The sequence below is a fragment of the Brevibacterium sp. ZH18 genome, assembly GCF_022748595.1.
In the GTDB taxonomy this organism is placed as follows: domain Bacteria; phylum Actinomycetota; class Actinomycetes; order Actinomycetales; family Brevibacteriaceae; genus Brevibacterium.
The window spans coordinates 28861-48030 of the sequence record NZ_JALDSX010000007.1 but is presented as its reverse complement, the minus strand read 5'-3'; the positions used below and the strand labels follow the sequence as shown (position 1 = coordinate 48030).

The window sequence follows — 19170 nt, the reverse complement described above, 5'->3', positions numbered from 1 at the left end:
GTGCGGTTAAGCCTCTGAGGCCTCCACTTGCGCTTGACCTGCGAAAGGAACGCGATGACACGTCGACTCGACCTGGCCATGCTGCTGGTGCTGACGTTCTCGACCGGCATGGTCGATGCGATCGGCTACCTCGGCTTCGACAAGGTGTTCACCGGGAACATGACGGGCAACGTCGTCGTCCTCGGCATGGGCTTGGCCGGGGCCGACGACGTCCCAGTCCTCCGCCCCGCGCTGGCGCTGGTCTTCTTCATGATCGGCGCTGCCCTCGGCGGTCGCATCCTCGGGACCATCGGCGAGGACTGGCACAAGCGGACCACCATCATCTTCTCGATCGTGGCTGCCGGCTGTGCCGCACTGTCCATCTACGTCGCCGTCGTGCCCGACCCGGAGATCGGCATCACCGGCACGATCTTCACCTCGGCGCTGTCGGCGCTGATGGGTGCCCAGGCGGCTGCTGCCAGAAGAATGAAGATCGCCGACGTGACCACCGTGGTGGTCACCTCGACGATCGTCGGTCTGGCCTCGGACTCACGGTTGGCCGGTGGCGACAGCACCCGTTGGGTCCGCCGCCTGCTCGCTGTGGTCCTCATCCTCATCGGCGCAGTGAGCGGGGCCGCGACGCTGCTGCTCAATCAGTGGATCGGCATCGCGTTCGTGGCCGTGGCGATCGCCGTCGCGACCGTGATCGGTCATCGCGGAGCCAAGAAGCGCGCCCTCGCCGAGGCGGATGCCACCCCTACGAACGCCTGAACCTCGCATCGGCAGACACGCTGTCTGCGTGTGCTGAGCAGGGTGGCGTCGAAGGCGATGTCCGGCGGGGCAAGGTCTGAGCATCGAAAACCGGGTGCCCCGCCGAAGCTCGACGGGGCACCCGGTTTTCGATGAAGAGCATTGACCGCGCTTGGCTCAGCGCACTCCGAGCTTCTTCCACGCCACGAGAATCGCACTCACGCTCAGCGCTCCCGCCAGCAGCACCCAGTAGGCGGGCGCTTTGGCGTCGCCGGTGATGCCGATGAGCCATGCGGCAACCAGCGGGGTGAGCCCACCGAAGATCGCGACGCCGACGTTGTAGCCCAGCGACAGTCCGGTGCCGCGGACCTCGGTTGGGAAGATGTCTCCCATGACGCTGGCCAGCGGCCCGTAGTAGGCGGCTTTGCAGATCGAGAAGATGGCAACGGCGACGATGAGCACGGAGAGTGCATTGACGGCGACGACCCAGGTGAAGAGCACCCACGTCAGCACCATCACGGCAATGACAGCAGGGATCATGAAGGTCAGCCGTCCGAACTTGTCGCAGAAGTACCCGACGATGGGGGTGCACAGCAGCAGGACGATGCCGGAGACCAGTGTGGCCCAGAATCCGGCCGAACTGGTCATGCCCAGATTGTCGATCGCATAGGTCGGCACGTAGGTGATGAAGTAGTTGAGGCACGTCGAGACGGCGATCAGGCCGATGGCGAGGAGCACGGCCACCTTATGGTGCCGGAGGATGCCTCCGATGGCAGCCGATTCCTTCGGAACTTCAGCCTGTGCTGCCTTGAAGGCCGGTGATTCCGGCACATGGCGGCGAATGTAGAGCCCGACCGGTCCGACGAGCAGACCGACGATGAAGGGCAAACGGAATCCCCAGGTCTCAAGCTGCTCCTGACTGAGGTTCGTCGTCAGCGCGACTCCGATGACCGAGGCGAGAACCGTCGACATCGCCTGTGAAGTGAACTGCCAACTGGCGGCGAATCCGCGCTTCTGGGGGAGGTGCTCGACCATGAGCGAGGTGGCTGATCCGAATTCCCCGCCAGCGGCAAAGCCCTGGATCAGACGGGCGAGGAGGATGAGCAGCGGTGCAGCCAAGCCGATGACATGGGCAGGAGGCATCACGACGATCATGAGCGTGCCGAGGAACATCAGCCCGATCGTCATCGTCAGTGCCGGTTTGCGCCCCTTCCGGTCAGCGAAGCTGCCGAGCACGATGGCGCCAAGCGGCCGGATGAAGAACGACAGCGCGAAGGTCCCCAGAGCCAGCATCATCGACACCGAGTGGCTCTCCGCCGGGAAGAAGGCGACGGAGATGTACACGGAGAAATAGGCGTAGACGGAGATGTCATACCACTCGAGAGCGTTGCCGATCGACGCGGCGGCGATCACCTTCCACGTCTTGATCGGTTTCGCCTCGGCGGCGGTCTTCGGTATCAGCTGTTCAGTCATTTCGCGGCTCCTTTGCCTGCGCCATCTGTTCCTGCGCCATCTGTTCCTGCGTCATCTGTTCCTGCGTCATCTGTTCCTGCGTTATCTGTTCCTGCGTTATCTGTTCCTGCGTTATCTGTTCCTGCGTCACTGTTCTTCGAGGTGAACCAGTCGTCGGGGTTCGCGCTCATGTCCCAGAACATTCCGGCCATGATCTGGGCACCCTGATCGAGGATCGATGACAGGGCGTGTTCGTTCGGGGCGTGCTGGTTGCAGCCGGGGTACGAGTGCGGCACCCATACGGTCGGCAGGCCCAGCACCTCGGCGAAGACGTCGTTGGGAATGGTTCCGCCCAGATTCGGTTCGATCGCCGCGTCGATTCCGGTCGTGGCCTTGATCGACTCGGCGGCCGCTGCGACCACCCGCGCGCTCGGGTCCAGACGGGTGGCCGGCATGCAGTGCTCGGCGACGACGTCGACTCCGTGGATCCCCTGCCCCTCGAGGTAGGTGCGCACTCGGTTCTCGAAATCGCTGACGTCCGTGCCGACGACGAACCGCAGCTGCATGTGCGCCTGGGCCTTCCCCGGGATCGCGTTGACGACCTGTTCGGGGTTTCCCGCCTCGAGCGCGAGCACCTCGATGACGTTGAAGGCGAAGATTTTCTCTGCCGGGGTCAGCCCGGGCTCGCCCCACTCGGGGTCGACGTCGGGTGATCCGGCTTCGACGACCTCCGGCAGTTTCGCGACGGCTTCGAGCACCGAGGCGGGTGAAGCCTCCGGTCGCAGCGCTGGGATCCGGATGACTCCGTTGCCGTCGACGAGTGCGTTGACCGCGGCGGCGATGACGGTGGCGGAGTTGCGCAGCTTGCCGCCCCAGTTTCCTGAGTGATGGTCGCCGTCACGATCATCGGCGACGAGGCGGAAGTTCAGTGCGCCGCGGGAGCCGAGGAAGAGTGTGGGAACCTCGGCAGCGATCCGCGGTCCGTCTGAGGCGAGGAAGAGATCGGCGTCGAGTTCGCCCTTGTGCTCGGCCGCGAAGGTCCGCAGTCCCCGCGAACCCGCTTCTTCTGCTGTCTCCATGAGGATCGTGACGTTGTAGCCGAGCTTGGCAGCACCAGCGCCAGCACCAGCACCGTCACCGGCACCAGCGCCAGCACCAGCACCGTCACCGGCACCGGCCCCGTCCAGCACCTCGAGCACCGTCGCCAGGGCAAGCGAGTTCACCGTGTGCTGACCCTTGTTGTCTGCACTCCCTCGCCCGTAGAGCCGGTCGCCATCGCGGGTGAGCACCCACGGGTCGAGACCTTCGGCCCATTGCGAATCATGGGCGAACTGGACATCTCCGTGACCGTAGAGGAGGACGGTCGGCAGGTCCGGGGATTCGGTGCGGGTCGCGATGAGCAGCGGGTGCTCAGCGGATTCGGGATTGTCGTGGATCACCGATTCGAAGCCGAGCGAGGCAAGCTCGGGAACGACCTCCTCGGCGAGGTATGCCCGTTCGGCCGCCTCATTGCCGTCGGCCTGACTCTCCGTTCGGCGCGCGACACGTGCGGCGAGACGATCGAAGAACGCATCAGTGCGAACGAACTCACCGGCGGCGCGGGTGATGGAGTGACGGGTGGGCTCTGGCGCGACGTCGCGGGCGGTGCTGTCAGTGGTCATGGGTCCAGCGTGTCCGAGCGCGCTCCGCACAGGAAGCCCGATCCGTCCAGCTTCCGGTGCGGATGCCGCACGGATGTGGTGCAGATTATGCACCACAGACATAGCATGGCCCCATGACCGATCTCCGCAGCTTCAAGACACTGCTCGCCGTCATCGAGTACGGTTCAATCCATCTGGCTGCGCGAGCGCTCTTCGTCTCCCACTCAACGGCCAGCCGCCAGATCCGCACACTCGAGGACGACTACGGCACTGCACTGTTCGACCGCTCAACCACGGGGGTCACTCCGACAGGGCCGTGTCTGGCTCTCGCTGATTTCGCACGTCGAACCATCGTCGAATCCGAACTCCTCGCAGACTCCTTCGGCGGCTACTCTCACGCGGTTGAGACCATCACCATCGTCACGAGCACCGGTCTGGGCCAGACGCTCGTCGCCGACGCCATCAATGACGTGATCAGGGTCAGCGATCGCGTGCAGTTCTCCATTCTGGATCGAGGATCGCTCGAGGCACTGCAGGTGCTGAAGAACCGGCAGGCTGACCTGTGCGTCAACTTCTCCGTCGGCGGCCACGATCACGTCTCTGTTCCCGGGGTCAGGCGCATCGATCAGGTCGAGGCCAGGAACCTCGCGGTCATGGACCGGAACCATCCTCTTGCCGGCCGGGCCAGCCTCCACATCCGCGAGATGGCCGACTACCCGATCGCCACTCTGCCCGCCGGGAACACCGCACGGATACGCATCGAGCAGGCAGTCCGCGCCCAAGGGCAGGTGTTCGCGCCCACCGTCGAGGCCACCTGCCCCGTCCTGCACATCAGGGCTGTCGCGGGGACGACGATGATCGCGATGATGGCCGAACGGACGATCCCGGACAACCTCGCCGAGGTGGGGTGCACCGCCGTTGCCATCGACGACCCCGGCATCGACGCCAGATACATCCAGATCCTCGCGGCTGATCCCCAGCGAGAGTCGCAGGGAATCGATCTGACCATCGATGCCCTGCGCCGGCATTTGGCGGCCGGGTAGCGGCGACCGGAGAGCTCACCGAATCTCGTTCCACATCATGGATTTCCGTTCGCCACCCCGCTGACCTGGGCAATACTGAAAAATATGAGCAACGGAGCCGAATCGCAGAACCTTGACCCCGGCTACCCGCTCGGCGGACCTGGCCAAGCCGTTGTCCATGTCGGGCCACAGTTGAAGCCCAGGATCGTGTCGGTGCCGACCCGACATTCGGTGCACGAAATCGACCTTCCCGAGGGCACCGACCTGGTCGAGTCGATCGCCGGCCTGCTCGGCTCGCTCGGTGCTGAAGGGCTCATGGTGGAGTTTCTCGCCGGCGAGTTCGGACACATCAGCTTTGTTCACCCGGCCTATGGTCCCGACGCCGAGCATCCGATGTCGTTCACCTCCGAGTTCGAGTCCCCCGGTCCAGCGCGGCTGCGTCATGCCTCGGCGACCGTGGGGTTCAAGGACGGTGGCCCATTCAGCCACATCCATGCCTCCTGGGATGAGGAGGACGGTCGTATCCGTGGCGGACACCTGCTGCCGGGAACTCTTGCCGGACCTACCGGTCTGCGACTGCGCGTCTTCGCGCTCCACGACGCTCGGCTGCTCAGCGACCACGATCCCGAGACCGGGTTCTCCGCCTTCGCGCCTGCACCGAGGGCAACCGACGGCGACTCCCCCAACGTCGACGCGGCCGAGGTTGACGCGGCCGATGCATCCTCCGACGGCGGCGCGGCCGATCTGCCCCGCGAATTCGATGCAGTCATCTCACGGGTGCGTCCCGGTGAGATCCTCGACGAGGCGGTCGTATGCGTGTGCCGAGACGCCAGATTCGATTCCGCCGAGGTGCGGGCCAGTCTCGGCAGCACCACCGGTGCCGTGTTCACCGACGGAACCGCGCCATGGCCTGCCGTCGAATTCACCCACCTCAAAGGCACTGTGTCGGGTGCGATGAGCGATGACCCGAGCGTGCAGCTCGAGGGTGAGGTCGCCGACGTTGCCGGTGAGATTCGCTCGGGTCAGTTGGCTGCCGGCGCGAATCCGGTGGCCGTGACGTTCGAGCTCCTCGTGCGGCGGGTCTAGACCACGAGCGGTTCCTCTGTCCTGTTCACGACCTGCGCATACATGCCGAAATGAGGTTCACCCGACTTGTTCCTGGGACGGTAGGCGGCGAGGGACTTCATGACTCGCGAATTGCGCTCACCCGTGATCGGGTCGAGGTCCATGACCGCGCAGCGCGGGATCGGCTCTCCGATCCGAATGCGGGTGCCGCCGTATGTCATCTCGCGGCCGAACCATGTCTCCTCTATATAGGGGACGTCGGTGTCGACGAGCAGAGTCGCTCGGAACCTCGACGCCTCGGCGAGGAGATCAGGGCGCCCCATTCGAACCCCGAGATCGCGGATCGAGGCGGTGGCCACGAGTGAAATCGGGTCTCCGAAGACGACGCCCCCGCGCGGGGCCGCAGCCAGACGCACGGGCGTGCCGAGCCACGAGGACATCAACTCAGAATGCGGTCCGTTCAGGAGCGACATCTCCAGAGGCCTTCCCCAGTATTCGCAGGTCAGCACGTCACCAGAAGGCTCCGGGGCCGAGCTGACCGACCGACCGTCAGGCAGCGCCATCTCCAGCTGATCACCACTCAACTGGGCGGCCACCGCAACCAGCGAGGGATTTTGGACAGTTCTGAGGACCCGACGCTGCTCAGCGTCGATGAGGCAGAAGCGGCGATCGCCGACGGGACCGTGCTCGTCGAACTCGGCATCTGGCTGGGAACGATGCCGCATCCCTTTGACCGGAGTGAAGCCGACGCAGAGGACGTCAAGAACGGCAGCCGACGCCCAGCCTCGATTCTCCATCTGCTCAGACTACCGATCAGCCTGCGGTCACGACATCACGGCCCCGCCGTCGATGCGCAGGATCTGACCCGTCGTGAATGCGGCACCATCGCTGGCCAGGTAGGCGACCGCCTCGGCGATCTCACTGGGTTGACCCATCCGGTCGAGCGCCTGACCGGACGTGTCATAGGACTGTCCGGCGGTGAGCGCGGATTCGACCGGGCCCGGCGCCACCGAGTTGCAGCGGATCCCCTGCCGTCCGTACTCCTTGGCCACCCATTTCGTCAGCGCGATGATCCCGCCCTTGCTCGCCGCATAGGCAGGCCCGGACCGAGCTCCCGCATCACCCTCGGACACGGCGCCGCCGTTGATGCCCGAAATCGAGGAGATGTTGACGATCGATCCGGTCCCCGCGTCGAGCATGTGCGGGTGGATGGCGGCCTTGATGAAGTTGAACGTCCCGCCGAGGTTGGTCTCGAGGTCGCGCTGCCACTGCTCGGCGGTGATCTCATCGATCCCGACTCGAGCAGCCGTGCCAGCATTGTTGACGAGGATGTCGATCCCGCCGCGAGCCTTCGCGAACGAGGCGACGGCAGCGGTGACCGCCTCGGCGTCCCGGACGTCGAGTTCGAACCCGGAGAACGACTGCTCCGGGAACTGCTTCGACAGGGATTCGGCTGCCGCCTCGGCGCCCTTGAGGTCGACGATGCCGACCGAGGCTCCGCGCAGTGCCAGCGAGGTTGCGATGGCCAGCCCGATGCCCTGGGCGGCACCCGTGACCAGGGCCGATTTGTTCGTCAGCAGATAGGGTTCCATGGTTCTCCTGTGATGTGTGAAAAATGGTCAGTGAGCAGCACTGCGCCTATCCGACCCCGAGGAGGTCAGGCAGCCAGTTCGAGATCGCCGGGATGTAGGTGATGAACAGCAGGGCGATGATCGCGCAGATGAGGAACGGCATGATGCCGCGCACCACTTCCTCGAGCTTGACCTTGCCGATGCCGGCACCCACGTAGAGGTTAAGTCCCACCGGCGGCGTGAACAGTCCGATCGCGAGGTTGACGGTCATGAACACGCCGATCGTCGTCATGTCGACGCCCACGCCCAGCAGGATCGGGACGAGGATCGGGATGAACAGGTAAAATGCGCTGATCGCATCGACGAAGGCACCGACGATGAGCAGGATGACCGTGATCACCGCGAGGATGACGAACTTGTTGTCCGTGACCCCGAGCACCGCGGTCGAGACCCGCTCCGCGATGCCTTCGACCGTGATGACGTAGGAGAAGAGGCTGGCCACGCCGACGATGAACATGATGACCGCCGTCGAGACTCCCGATTCGAGGAACACCTTCGGCAGATCGGTCCACTTCAGTTCGCGGTAGACGAAGAGTCCTACCAGCAGGGCGAACACCGACGCCACGGCTCCCGCCTCGGTGGGAGTGAAGATTCCGCCGTAGATGCCGCCGAGGATGATGACCGGAATCAGCAGACCCGGGATGGCTTTGACCAGCGCGGACAGGAACTCTCCGAACCCGCCCTCCGGATCGACCGTTTCCGTCGGATCCGCAGCACCGGTGCCGACGGCGAGCAACTGAGTCGTTGTAGAACCGTCACCGGCGGTGGCCCCGACGGACGCGCCCGAGGTCACGGCCGCCTCGGCGGTGGGCTTCTGGCCCTTGGTCAACAGACCCGAATCGGACGTGCCGGACTTCGCCTTCGTCGGCAGGCCCGCCAGCTCACGAACACGCGGGACGAACAGGGCCGCGACGAAGAACGCGACGGCCATGATCACGCCGGGCACGATGCCGGCGATGAAGAGTCGCGAGATCGAGATCGACCCGAACTCGGAGGCGACGACCGCGAAGATGATAAACGCGATCGACGGCGGCACGACGATTCCCATCGAACCCGAGGCCGCAACAAGGGAGACCGCATGCTTCTTCTGGTAGCCGTTGCGCACGAGTGCGGGGATGAGGATGGCACCGATCGCGGCGACGGTGGCCGGTCCGGATCCGGAGATCGCGGAGAAGAAGAACGCGGAGATGATCGTCACCGCTGCCAGACCGTGGCTGAACCTGCCGAAGACGAGGAACGCGAGGTCGATGAGGCGTTGCGAGATGCCCGTGTACTGCATGATGATGCCCGCGAGGACGAAGAACGGGATCGCCAGCAGCGTGCCCGAGCTCATCGACGGGAACATCACCGAGGGCACCACGTCGAGAACCTGCAGCCCATCGGTGGTGATGAGGACGGTGACCGCGGACAGGCCAAGTGAGAACGCCACCGGGATGCCCAGGGCGAGGAACAGGAAGAAGCTTCCGAACAGCAGTAGCTCGATCATTTGCGGCCTCCCTTGTGGTCGATACTGGCACTTCCGGCGGCGGTCGCCGTGTGCGAGGACGTGTGTGAGGACGTGTGCAGCTCAGCGTCGTCAATGTTTGGAACTGCTTCCTGTGCCAGGCGCGCAGCGACCGCCTCGGCGGAGGTGTCCTCGTGTAGGGATTCGCGTGCGGCCTGGATGCTGCGAATGATTCCAAGCAGCCCTGCCAGCGGAATGGAGAGCGTGAATAGCCACTGCGGGATGCCCAGCGACGGGGTGGCTCGGCCGCGGATCGCCTGGTTGATCATCATCTCTCCGCCCCAGATCAGGAGGACGGCAAGGAAGACGATCATGAGCGCCGAGCCGATGATGATGAGGCTTTTGCGGGCGCTGCCTTTGACGTTCTCGACGATGTAGGTGAAACCCAGATGCGCGCCGAGGCGGATCCCCACGACCGCGCCCATCATCGTCAGGACGACGAGGAGGTTGATCGTGATCTCCTCGGTGAAGGCCAGCGAGGCTTGGAAGATGTAGCGGGAGAGGACGTTGATGAAGGTGACGATCACGATCACCATGAACGACAAGATCACGACCCAGTCTTCGAACCATTTGACGATCTTCATGTCAGAGTCCTTCCGGGATGAATGCGTCGGACATGTCTTTGCCCCAGACAGCGCGATATTTCTTGTACAGCGGTTTGAGGTCGCTGCGGAAAGCGTCCTTCTCCGAGTCGCTGAGCTTGTTGATCTCCATGCCGGAGTCCTTGAGCTCGCCGATGATCTTCTCCGCTCCGTCGCGGTTCGATTTGATCTGGAACTTGTTGGCGTCAGCGGCCAGTCGGCTGACGAGCTTCTGGTCCTCTTGATCGAGCGAGTCGTAGAGCTTTTGGTTGATGCCCAGGACCAGCGGGTCGTAGGAGTAATCCCACATGGTCAGGTACGGCTGGACCTCCTGCAGATTGGACGAGTAGATGACGTCGAGGGGGTTCTCCTGGCCGTCGATGGCGCCCTGTTGAAGTGCTGTGAAGACTTCGCCGAACGGCATCGTCGTCGGGTTCGCCCCGAGCGTCCGATACAGGTCGGTGTAGAGGCCGAATCCGGGAATGCGGAACTTCAGCCCGTGCAGATCGTCGGGAGTGTGGATGGGGCGGTGCGTGTTGGTCAGCTGTCGCATGCCCGACTCGCCGAAGCCCAGGAGGTGGACACCGCGCTCGGACAGGTATTTCGCGTAGACCTTGCCGCCCTCACCGGCGAGCGCCTTCTGCCCGTCCTCGACGGAGTCGAAGATGAAGGGAGCTGTGACCGCACCGAAGCGCGGATCGACGCCGGAGTAGATGATCGGCGAGTTGTAGGAGAAGTCCTTCGCCCCATCCATGAGCTGTTCGACTCCTGCGGTGGCCTCACCTGCGGAGAGTCGTTCGTTGCCAAAGACCTTCATCGTGATGCGACCGTCGGTCTCGTCTTCGAGGTCCTTCGCGAACTTCTCGGCTGCGAGGTACCACGTGCTCGTAGAGCCGGTGGTCACCGTCATCTTCCACCGATAGCGCTGCTTGCCGTCGTCGGTGGTGCCGAAGTTCGTTCCGCACCCGCTCAACAGCAGGGCCAGTGTCATCAGCACGGCGAGCCAGCTGAGCACTGTCCTCTTCGTTACCGTTATCGGCACCATTGCCTCCTTCATTCTGTTTTTCTTGCTGAGTTATGTGTCTGTCGTCGCGGTTGGCCAATCATCCTTTCGGCGGCGAGCCGGCGAAGTGCACGAGTCCCCCGTCGACCGGGATGAGCGTGGAGTTGATGTAGCTCGAGTCCTCGGAGGCGAGGAAGACCGCGAGCTTCGCAACATCCTCGGGCTGGCCCATCTTCCCTGTCGGTGAGAGTGCGTGCCGCGCCGCGAGCATCTCCTCGACCGAGCCGTAGTGACCGCTGATCGAGTTGTGGATGAGCGGAGTTTCGATGAGCCCGGGAGCAATCGAATTCGCCCGGATGCCCTCGGACGCGTACTGCGCACCGACAACCTTCGTCAGTTCGATCAGCCCCGCCTTCGACGCGGCATAGGCCGGATAGTCATAGCCCATGTAGCGCATCCCGCCCACCGAGGAGACCGTGATGATCGACCCGCCGCCGGCCTTTCGCATGTAGGGCAGAGCCTGCTTCATCGCGGAGAACGCCCCGGTGAGGTTGATGTCGAGGGCCGTGGCGAAGGCAGTCGTCTCGAGGACATCGAGGCCGCCGTTGACGACGATCCCGACGTTGTAGTGCAGGACAGTCGGATCACCCAAGGTCCGCGCGCAGTGGCCGAAGGCCGCCGAGAGCGAGTCCTCGTCCCCGACGTCGGCGACGACCGTGGTCAGCCGTGAGCCCAGATCAGCGCCATCACCTTCGCCGAGGCGGTCCGAGGTAAGTGCCGCCCGAGCCTGGTCGAGGGCGTTGGCGTCCCGGTCGACGATGCACACGCGCGCACCGGCGGCAAGGAATGCCTGAGTTGCGGCGAAGCCGTTGTTGACCTGCCCGTCAGGCGTGCCGCAGCCGATGGCCATGATGACTTTTCCGCTCAGATCGCTCATCGTGCGGTCCCTCGTCCCTGTGAGTATTCAGCTTTGATCTCTTTGCGAGCGAGCTTCCCGTACGCCGTCACCGGCATCTCCTCGACGAAGTGGATTTCCTTGGGCACTTTGTACGGTGCCAACGCGGACTTGCACAGTGCCCGCAACCTCTGCCGACGCTCTTCGGCGACCGGCTCCGCAACTGCCTGTCCGTCTGCACCTTCAACGGAGGTGCGCTCGCTCGGCTGGCCTCCCTTCGACGACGCCCCTGCGGTTCCAGGCACGATCGCCTCGATCACGGCCACGCCGATCTCTCCCCACTGCGCATCGGGCACACCCACAACAACGGCCTGAGCCACCTCGGTGTCGGTGAGGAGGAGCTCCTCGATCTCGCGGGGGTACACGTTCGACCCGCCGGAGATGTACATGTCGGACTTGCGCCCGGTGAGGAACAGGAAGCCGCGCTCGTCGAGGTAGCCGATGTCGCCGGTGTGGAAGACCCCGTGGGCGAACGATTCGGTGTTCGCGTCGGCCCGCCCCAAATAGCCGGAGCAGACGGTGGGTCCCGCGACGCAGACCTCGCCCTGCTCACCTGCTGCCTGCTCGGTGCCGGCATCGTCGAGGATGATGATCTCGACCCCGGTCCGGGCGCGACCGCACGTGCCGATGCCGGCCGAGTCGACCGGAATCATCCCGTGCTCCTCGGGGCGCAGGATCGTGATCGCACCGGTCACCTCGGCGAGTCCGAAGTACTGCACCAAGCAGGGACCCAGCCGATCGAGCGCCCGGGCCTGGTCGGCGGCGAGCATCGGAGCGCCCGCGTAGATGACCCGATTGAGGGTGTGATCGTCGGGGCCGCGATCAGCCGGGTAGCCTGCGACGATGCGGTTGAGGATGGTCGGGACGGTGAACGCATTGGTGATCCCGTAGTCGTCGATCGAGTCCCACAGCGTGGTCGGGTCGACCTTGCCACCAGGGTGGATGACCGAGGGAGTGCCGCCGAAGACCTGCCCCAGCATGTGGATGCCGGCCCCGTGCGAGAGCGGCGCCAGCACGAGCGAGGCACCATTCTCATCCTCGGTGGGGAAGAGATCGCAGCGATGATTCATTAGCACGGCGCCGAGGTGGCGGTGCGTGAACGTCGCCGCCTTCGGTTTGCCCGTGGACCCCGAGGTGAAGAAGTACCAGCAGGGATCATCCTCCTCGACCGCGAAGTCTCCCGCAGCGCCCGTCGAGCGGACCACTTCTCGTCGAGGGGACCGGCTATAACTGGTCCCCTCGGCGGTAAGTGGTCCGCTCGATGAAGACGGCTCATGTGGCAGGTCGCCGATCCACAGGACTGCTCCCGTAAATCCAGCACTCTGCAGCTCTTCGACGAAGTCAGCATGCGCCCGATCCGCGATGACGGCTGCAGGGGCGACATCGGCGCAGATGCTCAGCAGCTCTTCGTTCGACAGAGCGGCATTGGGTGGGGCGATGACGGCTCCGGAACGGATGATGCCCCAGAACGATTGGATCACCTCAGCGTGGTTGGCCGAGACGAGAAGGACCGTGTCGCGGCGGCCCACGCCACTCGACTGGAGTTCGAGAGCCAGTGCTTCGGCGCGCTCTTCGAGGTCTTTCCAGGTCCAGCGCACGCCGTGGTCGTCGTCGATGACTGCTGTGTGATCGGGGATTCGGCGGGCGGTCTGGGTGAGGAAGTGGGCGACGTTGACTCCGCGCCGAGGCGTTGGAGTGAAGCCCTTCGCCGGCGACGCCGGGGAGATGGCCCGCATCAGCGCGTGCGCTCGAGGATGGAGGCGAAGTTGGACACGGCGGCTCCGCCCATGTTGAACACGCCGGCGAGTTCGGCGTCTTGGATCTGGATGCCAGGTGAGCGGCCAGTGAGCTGGGCAGCGGCGAGTGCGTGCATGGAGACTCCGGTGGCGCCGATCGGGTGGCCCTTGGCTTTGAGTCCGCCGGAGGCGTTGACCGGAAGGCGGCCGCCGACTTCGGTGGCTCCTTCGGCGAGGAGGCGGTGACCCTGGCCGGGTTCGGCGAGACCGAAGGCCTCGTATTCGAGGAGTTCGGCGATGGTGAAGCAGTCGTGGGTCTCCAGCAGGTCGAGGTCGAAGATGCCGATGCCCGCAGCAGTCAGTGCTTGGTTCATGGCGGCGCGGCTGCCGGCGAATTCCAACGGGTCACGCCTCGACAGGGGCAACACGTCGTTGGCATTTCCCATGCCGCGCCAGGTCACGGCCTGGGGCGCGGAGGCGGCGACATCCTCGGCGGCCATGACCAGGGCGACAGCCCCGTCGGAGACCATCGAGCAGTCCGTGCGGCGCAGGGGTTCGGCAACGTAGGGGTTCTTTTCAGAGACCGTGTTGCAGAACTCGAAACCGAGGTCCTTCTGCATGTGGGCGAGCGGGTTGTGTGAGCCGTTTGCATGATTCTTTGCGGCAATCCTGGCCAGGGTTTCCGAGTGGTCGCCGTAGCGGTCGAAGTACTGGCGGGCGATCTCGCCGAAGACGCCGGCGAAGGATTTGTAGTGCTCTTCCTCTTCCCGATAGCTGGCACTGAGGAGGACTTCATTGACTTCATGGCCGGAGACCTGGGTCATACGCTCGGCCCCGATGACCAGAGCGGTCTTATGGCGTCCGGCAGCGATGGAGTCGTGCGCGGCGAAGACTGCGGTGGAGCCGGTGGCGCAAGCGTTCTCGTGGCGGTGGGCCGGAGTGAGAGCGAGTTCGGGGAAGATGACGCCAGGCAGTGCTGCTTCGAATCCCTGGCGGTAGAGACCATTGTTGTAGACACCGACATGGATGACGTCGATGTCGGAAGGTTCGAGCCCGGCATCTGCGATCGCGCCGCGTGCGACGTCGGCCATCATCTCCGGAAGCGGTGATTCGGAGCGCCCGAACTTCCCGTGGGACCAGCCGATGATCGCAGGCTTGGGCATGGAAACTCCTTCGGTTCACCCGCCTCGGCGGGATGTCTGTGATGAAACTCTCCTTGCCATACTTTCCCCAGTCCCAGCTATTGGTCAAAACGAATCCACCATATGGAACGATGAGTGCGCGAGGGTGTGTGCTCGACGAGGCAGCCTCGCGACATCAGGCGAGTTACAACGCTCCGCCAGGCTCAGCCCACCTCATCCAGCAGCCGCGCGAACGCGAGGTGGGCGAGCGCCGCGGCCTGATCGCCGAGGAGACCGTCGTCGAACTGGACTCGGGGCGAATGGTTCGTCTCAGCGTTCGGGTCGATGCCTTCGGGGGTCGCGCCGAGGAACACGAACGTACCCGGCACCTTCTCGAGGACGAAGGAGAAGTCCTCCGAACCCATCCGCGGCACCTCCATCTCCTGCACCCGGTCACTGCCGAACACCTCGCCGAGGCGGTCGATGGCCGTCCTCGTTTCGGCAGGGTTATTCATGGTCACGGGGAAGCCGACCTGGAAGTCCACCTCGGCGGTGCACCGGTGTGCCCGCGCGATGTTCTCAGCGATTTCGGGCACACGTTCCTGCAGCAGGGCGATCGAGTTGGGAGAGAGGAACCGGATCGAGGCGACGAGCTTCGCCGTGTCTGGGATGATGTTGCTCGCCTGGGATCCCTCGAGCTGGGTGACTGAGACGACGACCGGGTCGAAGATGTCGAAGGACCGTGTCGTCATGGTGTTGAGCGCCAAGGCAATCTCGGCGACTGCCGGAACTGGGTCGCGGGTGGCCTGCGGCTGGGAGCTGTGGCCGCCGGCGCCGTGGACCGTGAGGTAGAGGTCGGCGAATCCGGCCATAAGCGGCCCGCCCTTGGTGCTGAATCGTCCGCGCTCATCGGCCTCGACGTGGATGCCGTAGGCCGCGACGACCGGCACACCGGCAGCATCGAGCAGACCTTCGTCGATCATCGGCTGCGCACCACCATCGACCTCTTCGGCCGGCTGGAACATGAAGATGATCGAGCCGGGCAGCTCATCCCTGTGCGCGGCGAGGAGACGAGCGGCACCGACGAGGCCTGCGGTGTGCATGTCATGGCCGCAGGCGTGCATGTTGCCGTTCGTCGAGGCGAAGTCGAGTCCGGTGTCCTCGACCACGGGCAGGGCATCCATGTCCCCGCGCAGCAGCACTGCCGGGCCGGGACGACCGCCCTTGAGTACGGCGACGACTGAGGTCAGCGACTCCCCCGTCGTGATCTCCAAACCCAAGCCAGCCAGCTCATCCAGAACAGTCTTCTGCGTGAAGGGCAGTTGGTAGCCGAGTTCCGGATTCTGGTGCAGGGTGCGGCGCAGGGTGACGAGATCGTCTTGGAGGCTCTGCGCTTCGGTGCGGAAATCGGGGGCAGGTGCGGCAGGTGTTGCGGGCATGGACACGGTTCTCCTTCGGGCCGAGAGTGCTGTGAGTCCGACTCTACTGAGAAAGCCACGGCCGTGCCCTGGGGTTTCGACGCCAGAGCCGAGCGCGAGCATCGAACCATGGACCTCGAGCCCCTCCGTGCGTAGCGTGGTCGGTGACACCGCCACTCAACGAGGAGCCCGCCGTGCGCATCATCATCACCCAGAACATGACACTTGATGGTCGAGTCGAAATGCTCGACGACTGGTTCGATCCACAGGCCCAGGACGAGGAGCTCTCCGCCGAGCTCATGCGGCAGTCGGCCAACGAGGATGTGCTGCTGCTGGGTCGGCAGACCTTCGAGGATTTCCGTGGCTACTGGCCGCTGCAGACCGATGACGTCACCGGGGTCGCCGATCATCTCAACCGGATCGACAAACGCGTCGTCTCGACCACCCTGACCGAACCCGATTGGGAGAACTCGAGCATCATCGACGGCGATCCCGTCGACGCGGTCGCCGCCCTGCGCGAGGAGCCCGGACGCGATGTGATCGTCACCGGCAGCATCACCCTGGCGCATGCGCTCATCACCGCCGAGGTGGTCGATGAGTACCGGATGTTCACCTACCCGGTGTGGCAGGGACGTGGCCGCGGCTTCTTCCCTGATGACACTGATGTCACCCACCCCCGACTGCAGCTGCTCGACTCGAAGTCCTTTGTCAGCAGCATCGTCTATTCGGCCTACAGCCCACAGGCGCGAAGCGACTCACGCACCTAAAGAATGCACCTAATGAATGCACCTGGTCATACGGGACTCGAACCGCATCGGTCATCTCACTCCGTACCGAACATGACCTTCCGACCTCGGCGTCATCGACCGTCGCACCCCGCTTGCCAAGCGACATTCATACTCCACACATACTCCGGTGACATCGGACTGTTAGCCTGACAGGCTGATCCCGATATCAGGAGTGAATGTGCAGAAGAGCAAGTGGCTGCTGGGCCTCACCGTGTCCGTATCCATGCTGAGCGTCGCCGCCTGCGGTTCGCCCCAGGGCGAATCCAAGTCCCCGGAGACCTCGGCCGCAGCCGAGCAGAGTCCCGGTCAGGAACAAGGCCAGGGTCAGGACTCCCAGCAGGGCAAGCCGAACACCGACAACATCCCTGATGTCGTTGCCAAGGTCAACGGCGAGGAGATCACGAAGGACGACTTCATCCCTCTTTACGAAACCCAGTACCAGCAGATGCAGATGCAGATGCAGTCACAGCAGTCAGGCCAGCAGGTCGATGACGACCAGCTCAAGAAGCAGACTGTTGAGAACCTCGTCAGCACCAAGCTGCTGAGCCAGGAAGCCCAGAAGCGCGACATCAAGGTCTCGGACAAGGACATCGATAAGGCACTCGGTGAGTCGGCCGAGTCGAGCCAGATGAGCAAGAAGGACTTCCTCGCAGCGATGGAGAAGCAGGGAATGGACGAGAAGAAGGTCCATTCCGAGCTGAAGACCCAGCTTGAGATCGAAGATCTGATCAAGGACGAGTACGGCGAGTTCAAGGTCTCCGGCGAAGAGATCGGACAGGCCTACGAACAGGCGAAGACCCAGCAGGAGCAGCAGGCCCAACAGGGCGGTCAGCAGGCCCAGGAGATGCCGCCGATCGAGAAGATGCGCCCCCAGCTCGAGAAGCAGGTCAAGAGCCAGAAGTCCACCGAGGCGACCCAGAAGTACGCAGAGAAACTGCGTAAGCAGGGCGACGTCACGATCAACCTCTGACGAAGCCCACCGGCCATGGGGCTCCCGACTGCGAGGAATTTCTGGGAAATTGTCGCGAAAACACTGGGAGGGCTCTACTCTATAGGGGAACATAAGCGCTTCTGACAGAGGCGCTCATCCACTCGACCGGTGCCGCCGCTGATGGCGCCACGGCGAGCCCTCAGTGTTAGGAACCTCCATGGCCCCCGTGCTCACACGATCGGCGATCGTCGCGCCGAAGAACTTCAACCGGTGGCTGATCCCACCGGCTGCCCTGGCCATCCATCTGTGCATCGGCCAGGTCTACGCCTTCAGCGTGTTCAAGATCCCGTTCATGGCGCACTTCGATGCGGGCGAGGTCTCGATCGGCTGGATCTTCTCGATCGCGATCCTCATGCTCGGCATCTCCTCGGCCGTCTTCGGCCCTTGGGTCGAGAAGAATGGGCCGCGCGCCTCGATGGTCGCCGCCGGCATCTGCTGGGTCGTCGGGTTCTTCATCGCCTCGCTCGGCATCATGTCCGGCCAGCTCTGGCTCGTCTACCTCGGTTACGGCGTCATCGGCGGAATCGGCCTGGGCATCGGCTACATCTCCCCGGTCTCGACCCTGATGAAGTGGTTCCCGGACCGTCCGGGCCTGGCCACCGGCCTGGCGATCATGGGATTCGGCGGCGGTGCACTCATCGCCAGCCCGATGTCGAACCAGCTGATGAGCTTCTACGGCGGCGGTCAGGATCCTGAGAACCTCGTGGCCGGACTGACTCCGACATTCGTCACCCTCGGCATCGTCTACGCCGTGGTCATCGCCGCCGGCGCCTTCGTCATCCGAGTCCCACACCCCGAGTGGACGCCCAAGAACTTCGACCCCGCCAAAGCGACGACCAAGCCCATGCAGACCAAGGGCAATGTCTCGGTGCGCAATGCGATCCGGACGCCGCAGTTCTGGTTCCTGTGGGTCGTCCTGTTCCTCAACGTCACTGCCGGCATCGGCATCCTCGAGAACGCCGCTCCGATGATCCAGGCCTACTTCGGCATCACGGCCGCGGCTGCCGCCGGTTTCGTGGGACTGCTGTCGATCGGCAATATGGGCGGCCGCTTCATCTGGTCGACGACCTCGGACTACCTGGGCCGGAAGAACAACTACATGATGTATCTCGGCGTCGGACTGGTGCTCTATCTGATCGTGGCACTCTTCGGCGGCAGCTCCATCGTCCTGTTCATTCTCGCCACCTTGGTCATCATCTCGTTCTACGGCGGCGGATTCTCGACCATTCCCGCCTACCTCAAGGATCTCTTCGGCGTCTACCAGGTCGGCGCCATCCACGGCGCTCTGCTCACCGCATGGTCGGCAGCAGGCGTGGCCGGACCGCTCATCGTCAACTCGGTCGTCGAGGCCGGCGAGAAGGCCGGCAAGTCGGGCCCTGAGCTCTACACACCCGGCATGTACATCATGGTCGGCGCCCTGGCCATCGGCTTCATCGCGAACCTCCTCGTCCGCCCGGTCAAGGAGAAGTACTTCGAACGCGAAGAGTCCGTCAAGGCCGAGCAGGCTGCCGCCCTCAAAGGCAACGACTGAAGG

Annotated in this window: 17 protein-coding genes; 6 read left to right on the top strand and 11 right to left on the bottom strand. The window is 64.2% G+C overall.

Annotation, left to right across the window (positions count from 1 at the left end):
• Positions 1-54 precede the first annotated feature (54 nt).
• Entirely contained in the window at positions 55-750 is a 696-nt protein-coding gene (locus tag MPN20_RS04510; RefSeq protein ID WP_242779964.1) for a YoaK family protein, read from the top strand.
• Between the two features lie 156 nt (positions 751-906).
• Here MPN20_RS04510 and MPN20_RS04505 read toward each other — a convergent pair whose 3' ends face one another.
• The gene (locus MPN20_RS04505; RefSeq protein ID WP_242779962.1) at positions 907-2202 is read right to left on the bottom strand and encodes an MFS transporter; all 1296 of its coding nucleotides are present in this window, start codon (positions 2200-2202) and stop codon (positions 907-909) included.
• Positions 2199-3842, bottom strand: a complete 1644-nt coding sequence (locus tag MPN20_RS04500) for a M20/M25/M40 family metallo-hydrolase (protein ID WP_242779960.1) — start codon at positions 3840-3842, stop codon at positions 2199-2201. The genes MPN20_RS04505 and MPN20_RS04500 overlap by 4 nt, the downstream gene beginning before the upstream one ends.
• A 113-nt stretch (positions 3843-3955) precedes the next feature.
• Here MPN20_RS04500 and MPN20_RS04495 point away from each other — a divergent pair, with 113 nt between their 5' ends.
• Positions 3956-4864: a LysR family transcriptional regulator gene (locus MPN20_RS04495; RefSeq protein WP_242779958.1), complete on the top strand. Its 909-nt coding sequence runs from the start codon at positions 3956-3958 to the stop codon at positions 4862-4864.
• An 84-nt stretch (positions 4865-4948) separates the two neighbouring features.
• Complete coding sequence (locus tag MPN20_RS04490; protein WP_242779956.1) at positions 4949-5929, top strand: DUF296 domain-containing protein; 981 nt, start codon at positions 4949-4951, stop codon at positions 5927-5929.
• Here the strand turns inward: MPN20_RS04490 and MPN20_RS04485 are convergent.
• The 9 genes from MPN20_RS04485 to MPN20_RS04445 all read right to left on the bottom strand — a co-directional run bounded on the left by MPN20_RS04485 (position 5926) and on the right by MPN20_RS04445 (position 15878).
• Positions 5926-6705 carry an MOSC N-terminal beta barrel domain-containing protein gene (locus MPN20_RS04485; protein ID WP_242779954.1) on the bottom strand — a complete coding sequence of 260 codons (780 nt, stop codon included), beginning with the start codon at positions 6703-6705 and terminating at the stop codon, positions 5926-5928. The genes MPN20_RS04490 and MPN20_RS04485 overlap by 4 nt on opposite strands.
• A gap of 27 nt (positions 6706-6732) precedes the next feature.
• A complete protein-coding gene (locus MPN20_RS04480; protein ID WP_242779952.1) occupies positions 6733-7500 on the bottom strand; it encodes an SDR family NAD(P)-dependent oxidoreductase in 768 nt (255 codons plus the stop codon).
• A gap of 46 nt (positions 7501-7546) precedes the next feature.
• Positions 7547-9025, bottom strand: a complete 1479-nt coding sequence (locus tag MPN20_RS04475) for a TRAP transporter large permease (protein ID WP_242779950.1) — start codon at positions 9023-9025, stop codon at positions 7547-7549.
• Positions 9022-9627 carry a TRAP transporter small permease gene (locus tag MPN20_RS04470; protein ID WP_242779948.1) on the bottom strand — a complete coding sequence of 202 codons (606 nt, stop codon included), beginning with the start codon at positions 9625-9627 and terminating at the stop codon, positions 9022-9024. The genes MPN20_RS04475 and MPN20_RS04470 overlap by 4 nt, the downstream gene beginning before the upstream one ends.
• A gap of 1 nt (position 9628) precedes the next feature.
• Positions 9629-10666: a DctP family TRAP transporter solute-binding subunit gene (locus MPN20_RS04465; protein ID WP_242779946.1), complete on the bottom strand. Its 1038-nt coding sequence runs from the start codon at positions 10664-10666 to the stop codon at positions 9629-9631.
• 61 nt (positions 10667-10727) lie between these two features.
• On the bottom strand, positions 10728-11564 hold the full coding sequence (locus MPN20_RS04460; protein WP_242779944.1) for an SDR family oxidoreductase: 837 nt from the start codon (positions 11562-11564) through the stop codon (positions 10728-10730).
• Positions 11561-13318 carry an AMP-binding protein gene (locus MPN20_RS04455; RefSeq protein ID WP_242779942.1) on the bottom strand — a complete coding sequence of 586 codons (1758 nt, stop codon included), beginning with the start codon at positions 13316-13318 and terminating at the stop codon, positions 11561-11563. The genes MPN20_RS04460 and MPN20_RS04455 overlap by 4 nt, the downstream gene beginning before the upstream one ends.
• Entirely contained in the window at positions 13318-14481 is a 1164-nt protein-coding gene (locus MPN20_RS04450; protein WP_242779940.1) for a thiolase domain-containing protein, read from the bottom strand. Before MPN20_RS04450 ends, MPN20_RS04455 begins: the two co-directional genes overlap by 1 nt.
• Positions 14482-14663: 182 nt before the next feature.
• Entirely contained in the window at positions 14664-15878 is a 1215-nt protein-coding gene (locus MPN20_RS04445) for a M20 family metallopeptidase (RefSeq protein WP_242779938.1), read from the bottom strand.
• A gap of 173 nt (positions 15879-16051) precedes the next feature.
• On the opposite strand from MPN20_RS04445, the gene MPN20_RS04440 reads away from it, so the two are divergent.
• From MPN20_RS04440 to MPN20_RS04430, 3 genes are all read left to right on the top strand, one after another.
• Positions 16052-16624 carry a dihydrofolate reductase family protein gene (locus MPN20_RS04440; RefSeq protein WP_242779936.1) on the top strand — a complete coding sequence of 191 codons (573 nt, stop codon included), beginning with the start codon at positions 16052-16054 and terminating at the stop codon, positions 16622-16624.
• Between the two features lie 199 nt (positions 16625-16823).
• Entirely contained in the window at positions 16824-17615 is a 792-nt protein-coding gene (locus tag MPN20_RS04435; protein WP_242779934.1) for a SurA N-terminal domain-containing protein, read from the top strand.
• A gap of 178 nt (positions 17616-17793) precedes the next feature.
• Positions 17794-19167 carry an OFA family MFS transporter gene (locus MPN20_RS04430; RefSeq protein ID WP_242779932.1) on the top strand — a complete coding sequence of 458 codons (1374 nt, stop codon included), beginning with the start codon at positions 17794-17796 and terminating at the stop codon, positions 19165-19167.
• The last annotated feature ends 3 nt before the right edge of the window (positions 19168-19170 follow it).

What these genes read in the sequence shown, in the direction of transcription:
- MPN20_RS04510 (WP_242779964.1), top strand. Translation starts at nt 55, where the DNA reads ATGACACGTCGACTCGACCTGGCCATGCTGCTGGTGCTGACGTTCTCG.
- MPN20_RS04505 (WP_242779962.1), bottom strand. Translation starts at nt 2,202, where the DNA reads ATGACTGAACAGCTGATACCGAAGACCGCCGCCGAGGCGAAACCGATC.
- MPN20_RS04500 (WP_242779960.1), bottom strand. Translation starts at nt 3,842, where the DNA reads ATGACCACTGACAGCACCGCCCGCGACGTCGCGCCAGAGCCCACCCGT.
- MPN20_RS04495 (WP_242779958.1), top strand. Translation starts at nt 3,956, where the DNA reads ATGACCGATCTCCGCAGCTTCAAGACACTGCTCGCCGTCATCGAGTAC.
- MPN20_RS04490 (WP_242779956.1), top strand. Translation starts at nt 4,949, where the DNA reads ATGAGCAACGGAGCCGAATCGCAGAACCTTGACCCCGGCTACCCGCTC.
- MPN20_RS04485 (WP_242779954.1), bottom strand. Translation starts at nt 6,705, where the DNA reads ATGGAGAATCGAGGCTGGGCGTCGGCTGCCGTTCTTGACGTCCTCTGC.
- MPN20_RS04480 (WP_242779952.1), bottom strand. Translation starts at nt 7,500, where the DNA reads ATGGAACCCTATCTGCTGACGAACAAATCGGCCCTGGTCACGGGTGCC.
- MPN20_RS04475 (WP_242779950.1), bottom strand. Translation starts at nt 9,025, where the DNA reads ATGATCGAGCTACTGCTGTTCGGAAGCTTCTTCCTGTTCCTCGCCCTG.
- MPN20_RS04470 (WP_242779948.1), bottom strand. Translation starts at nt 9,627, where the DNA reads ATGAAGATCGTCAAATGGTTCGAAGACTGGGTCGTGATCTTGTCGTTC.
- MPN20_RS04460 (WP_242779944.1), bottom strand. Translation starts at nt 11,564, where the DNA reads ATGAGCGATCTGAGCGGAAAAGTCATCATGGCCATCGGCTGCGGCACG.
- MPN20_RS04455 (WP_242779942.1), bottom strand. Translation starts at nt 13,318, where the DNA reads ATGCGGGCCATCTCCCCGGCGTCGCCGGCGAAGGGCTTCACTCCAACG.
- MPN20_RS04450 (WP_242779940.1), bottom strand. Translation starts at nt 14,481, where the DNA reads ATGCCCAAGCCTGCGATCATCGGCTGGTCCCACGGGAAGTTCGGGCGC.
- MPN20_RS04445 (WP_242779938.1), bottom strand. Translation starts at nt 15,878, where the DNA reads ATGCCCGCAACACCTGCCGCACCTGCCCCCGATTTCCGCACCGAAGCG.
- MPN20_RS04430 (WP_242779932.1), top strand. Translation starts at nt 17,794, where the DNA reads ATGGCCCCCGTGCTCACACGATCGGCGATCGTCGCGCCGAAGAACTTC.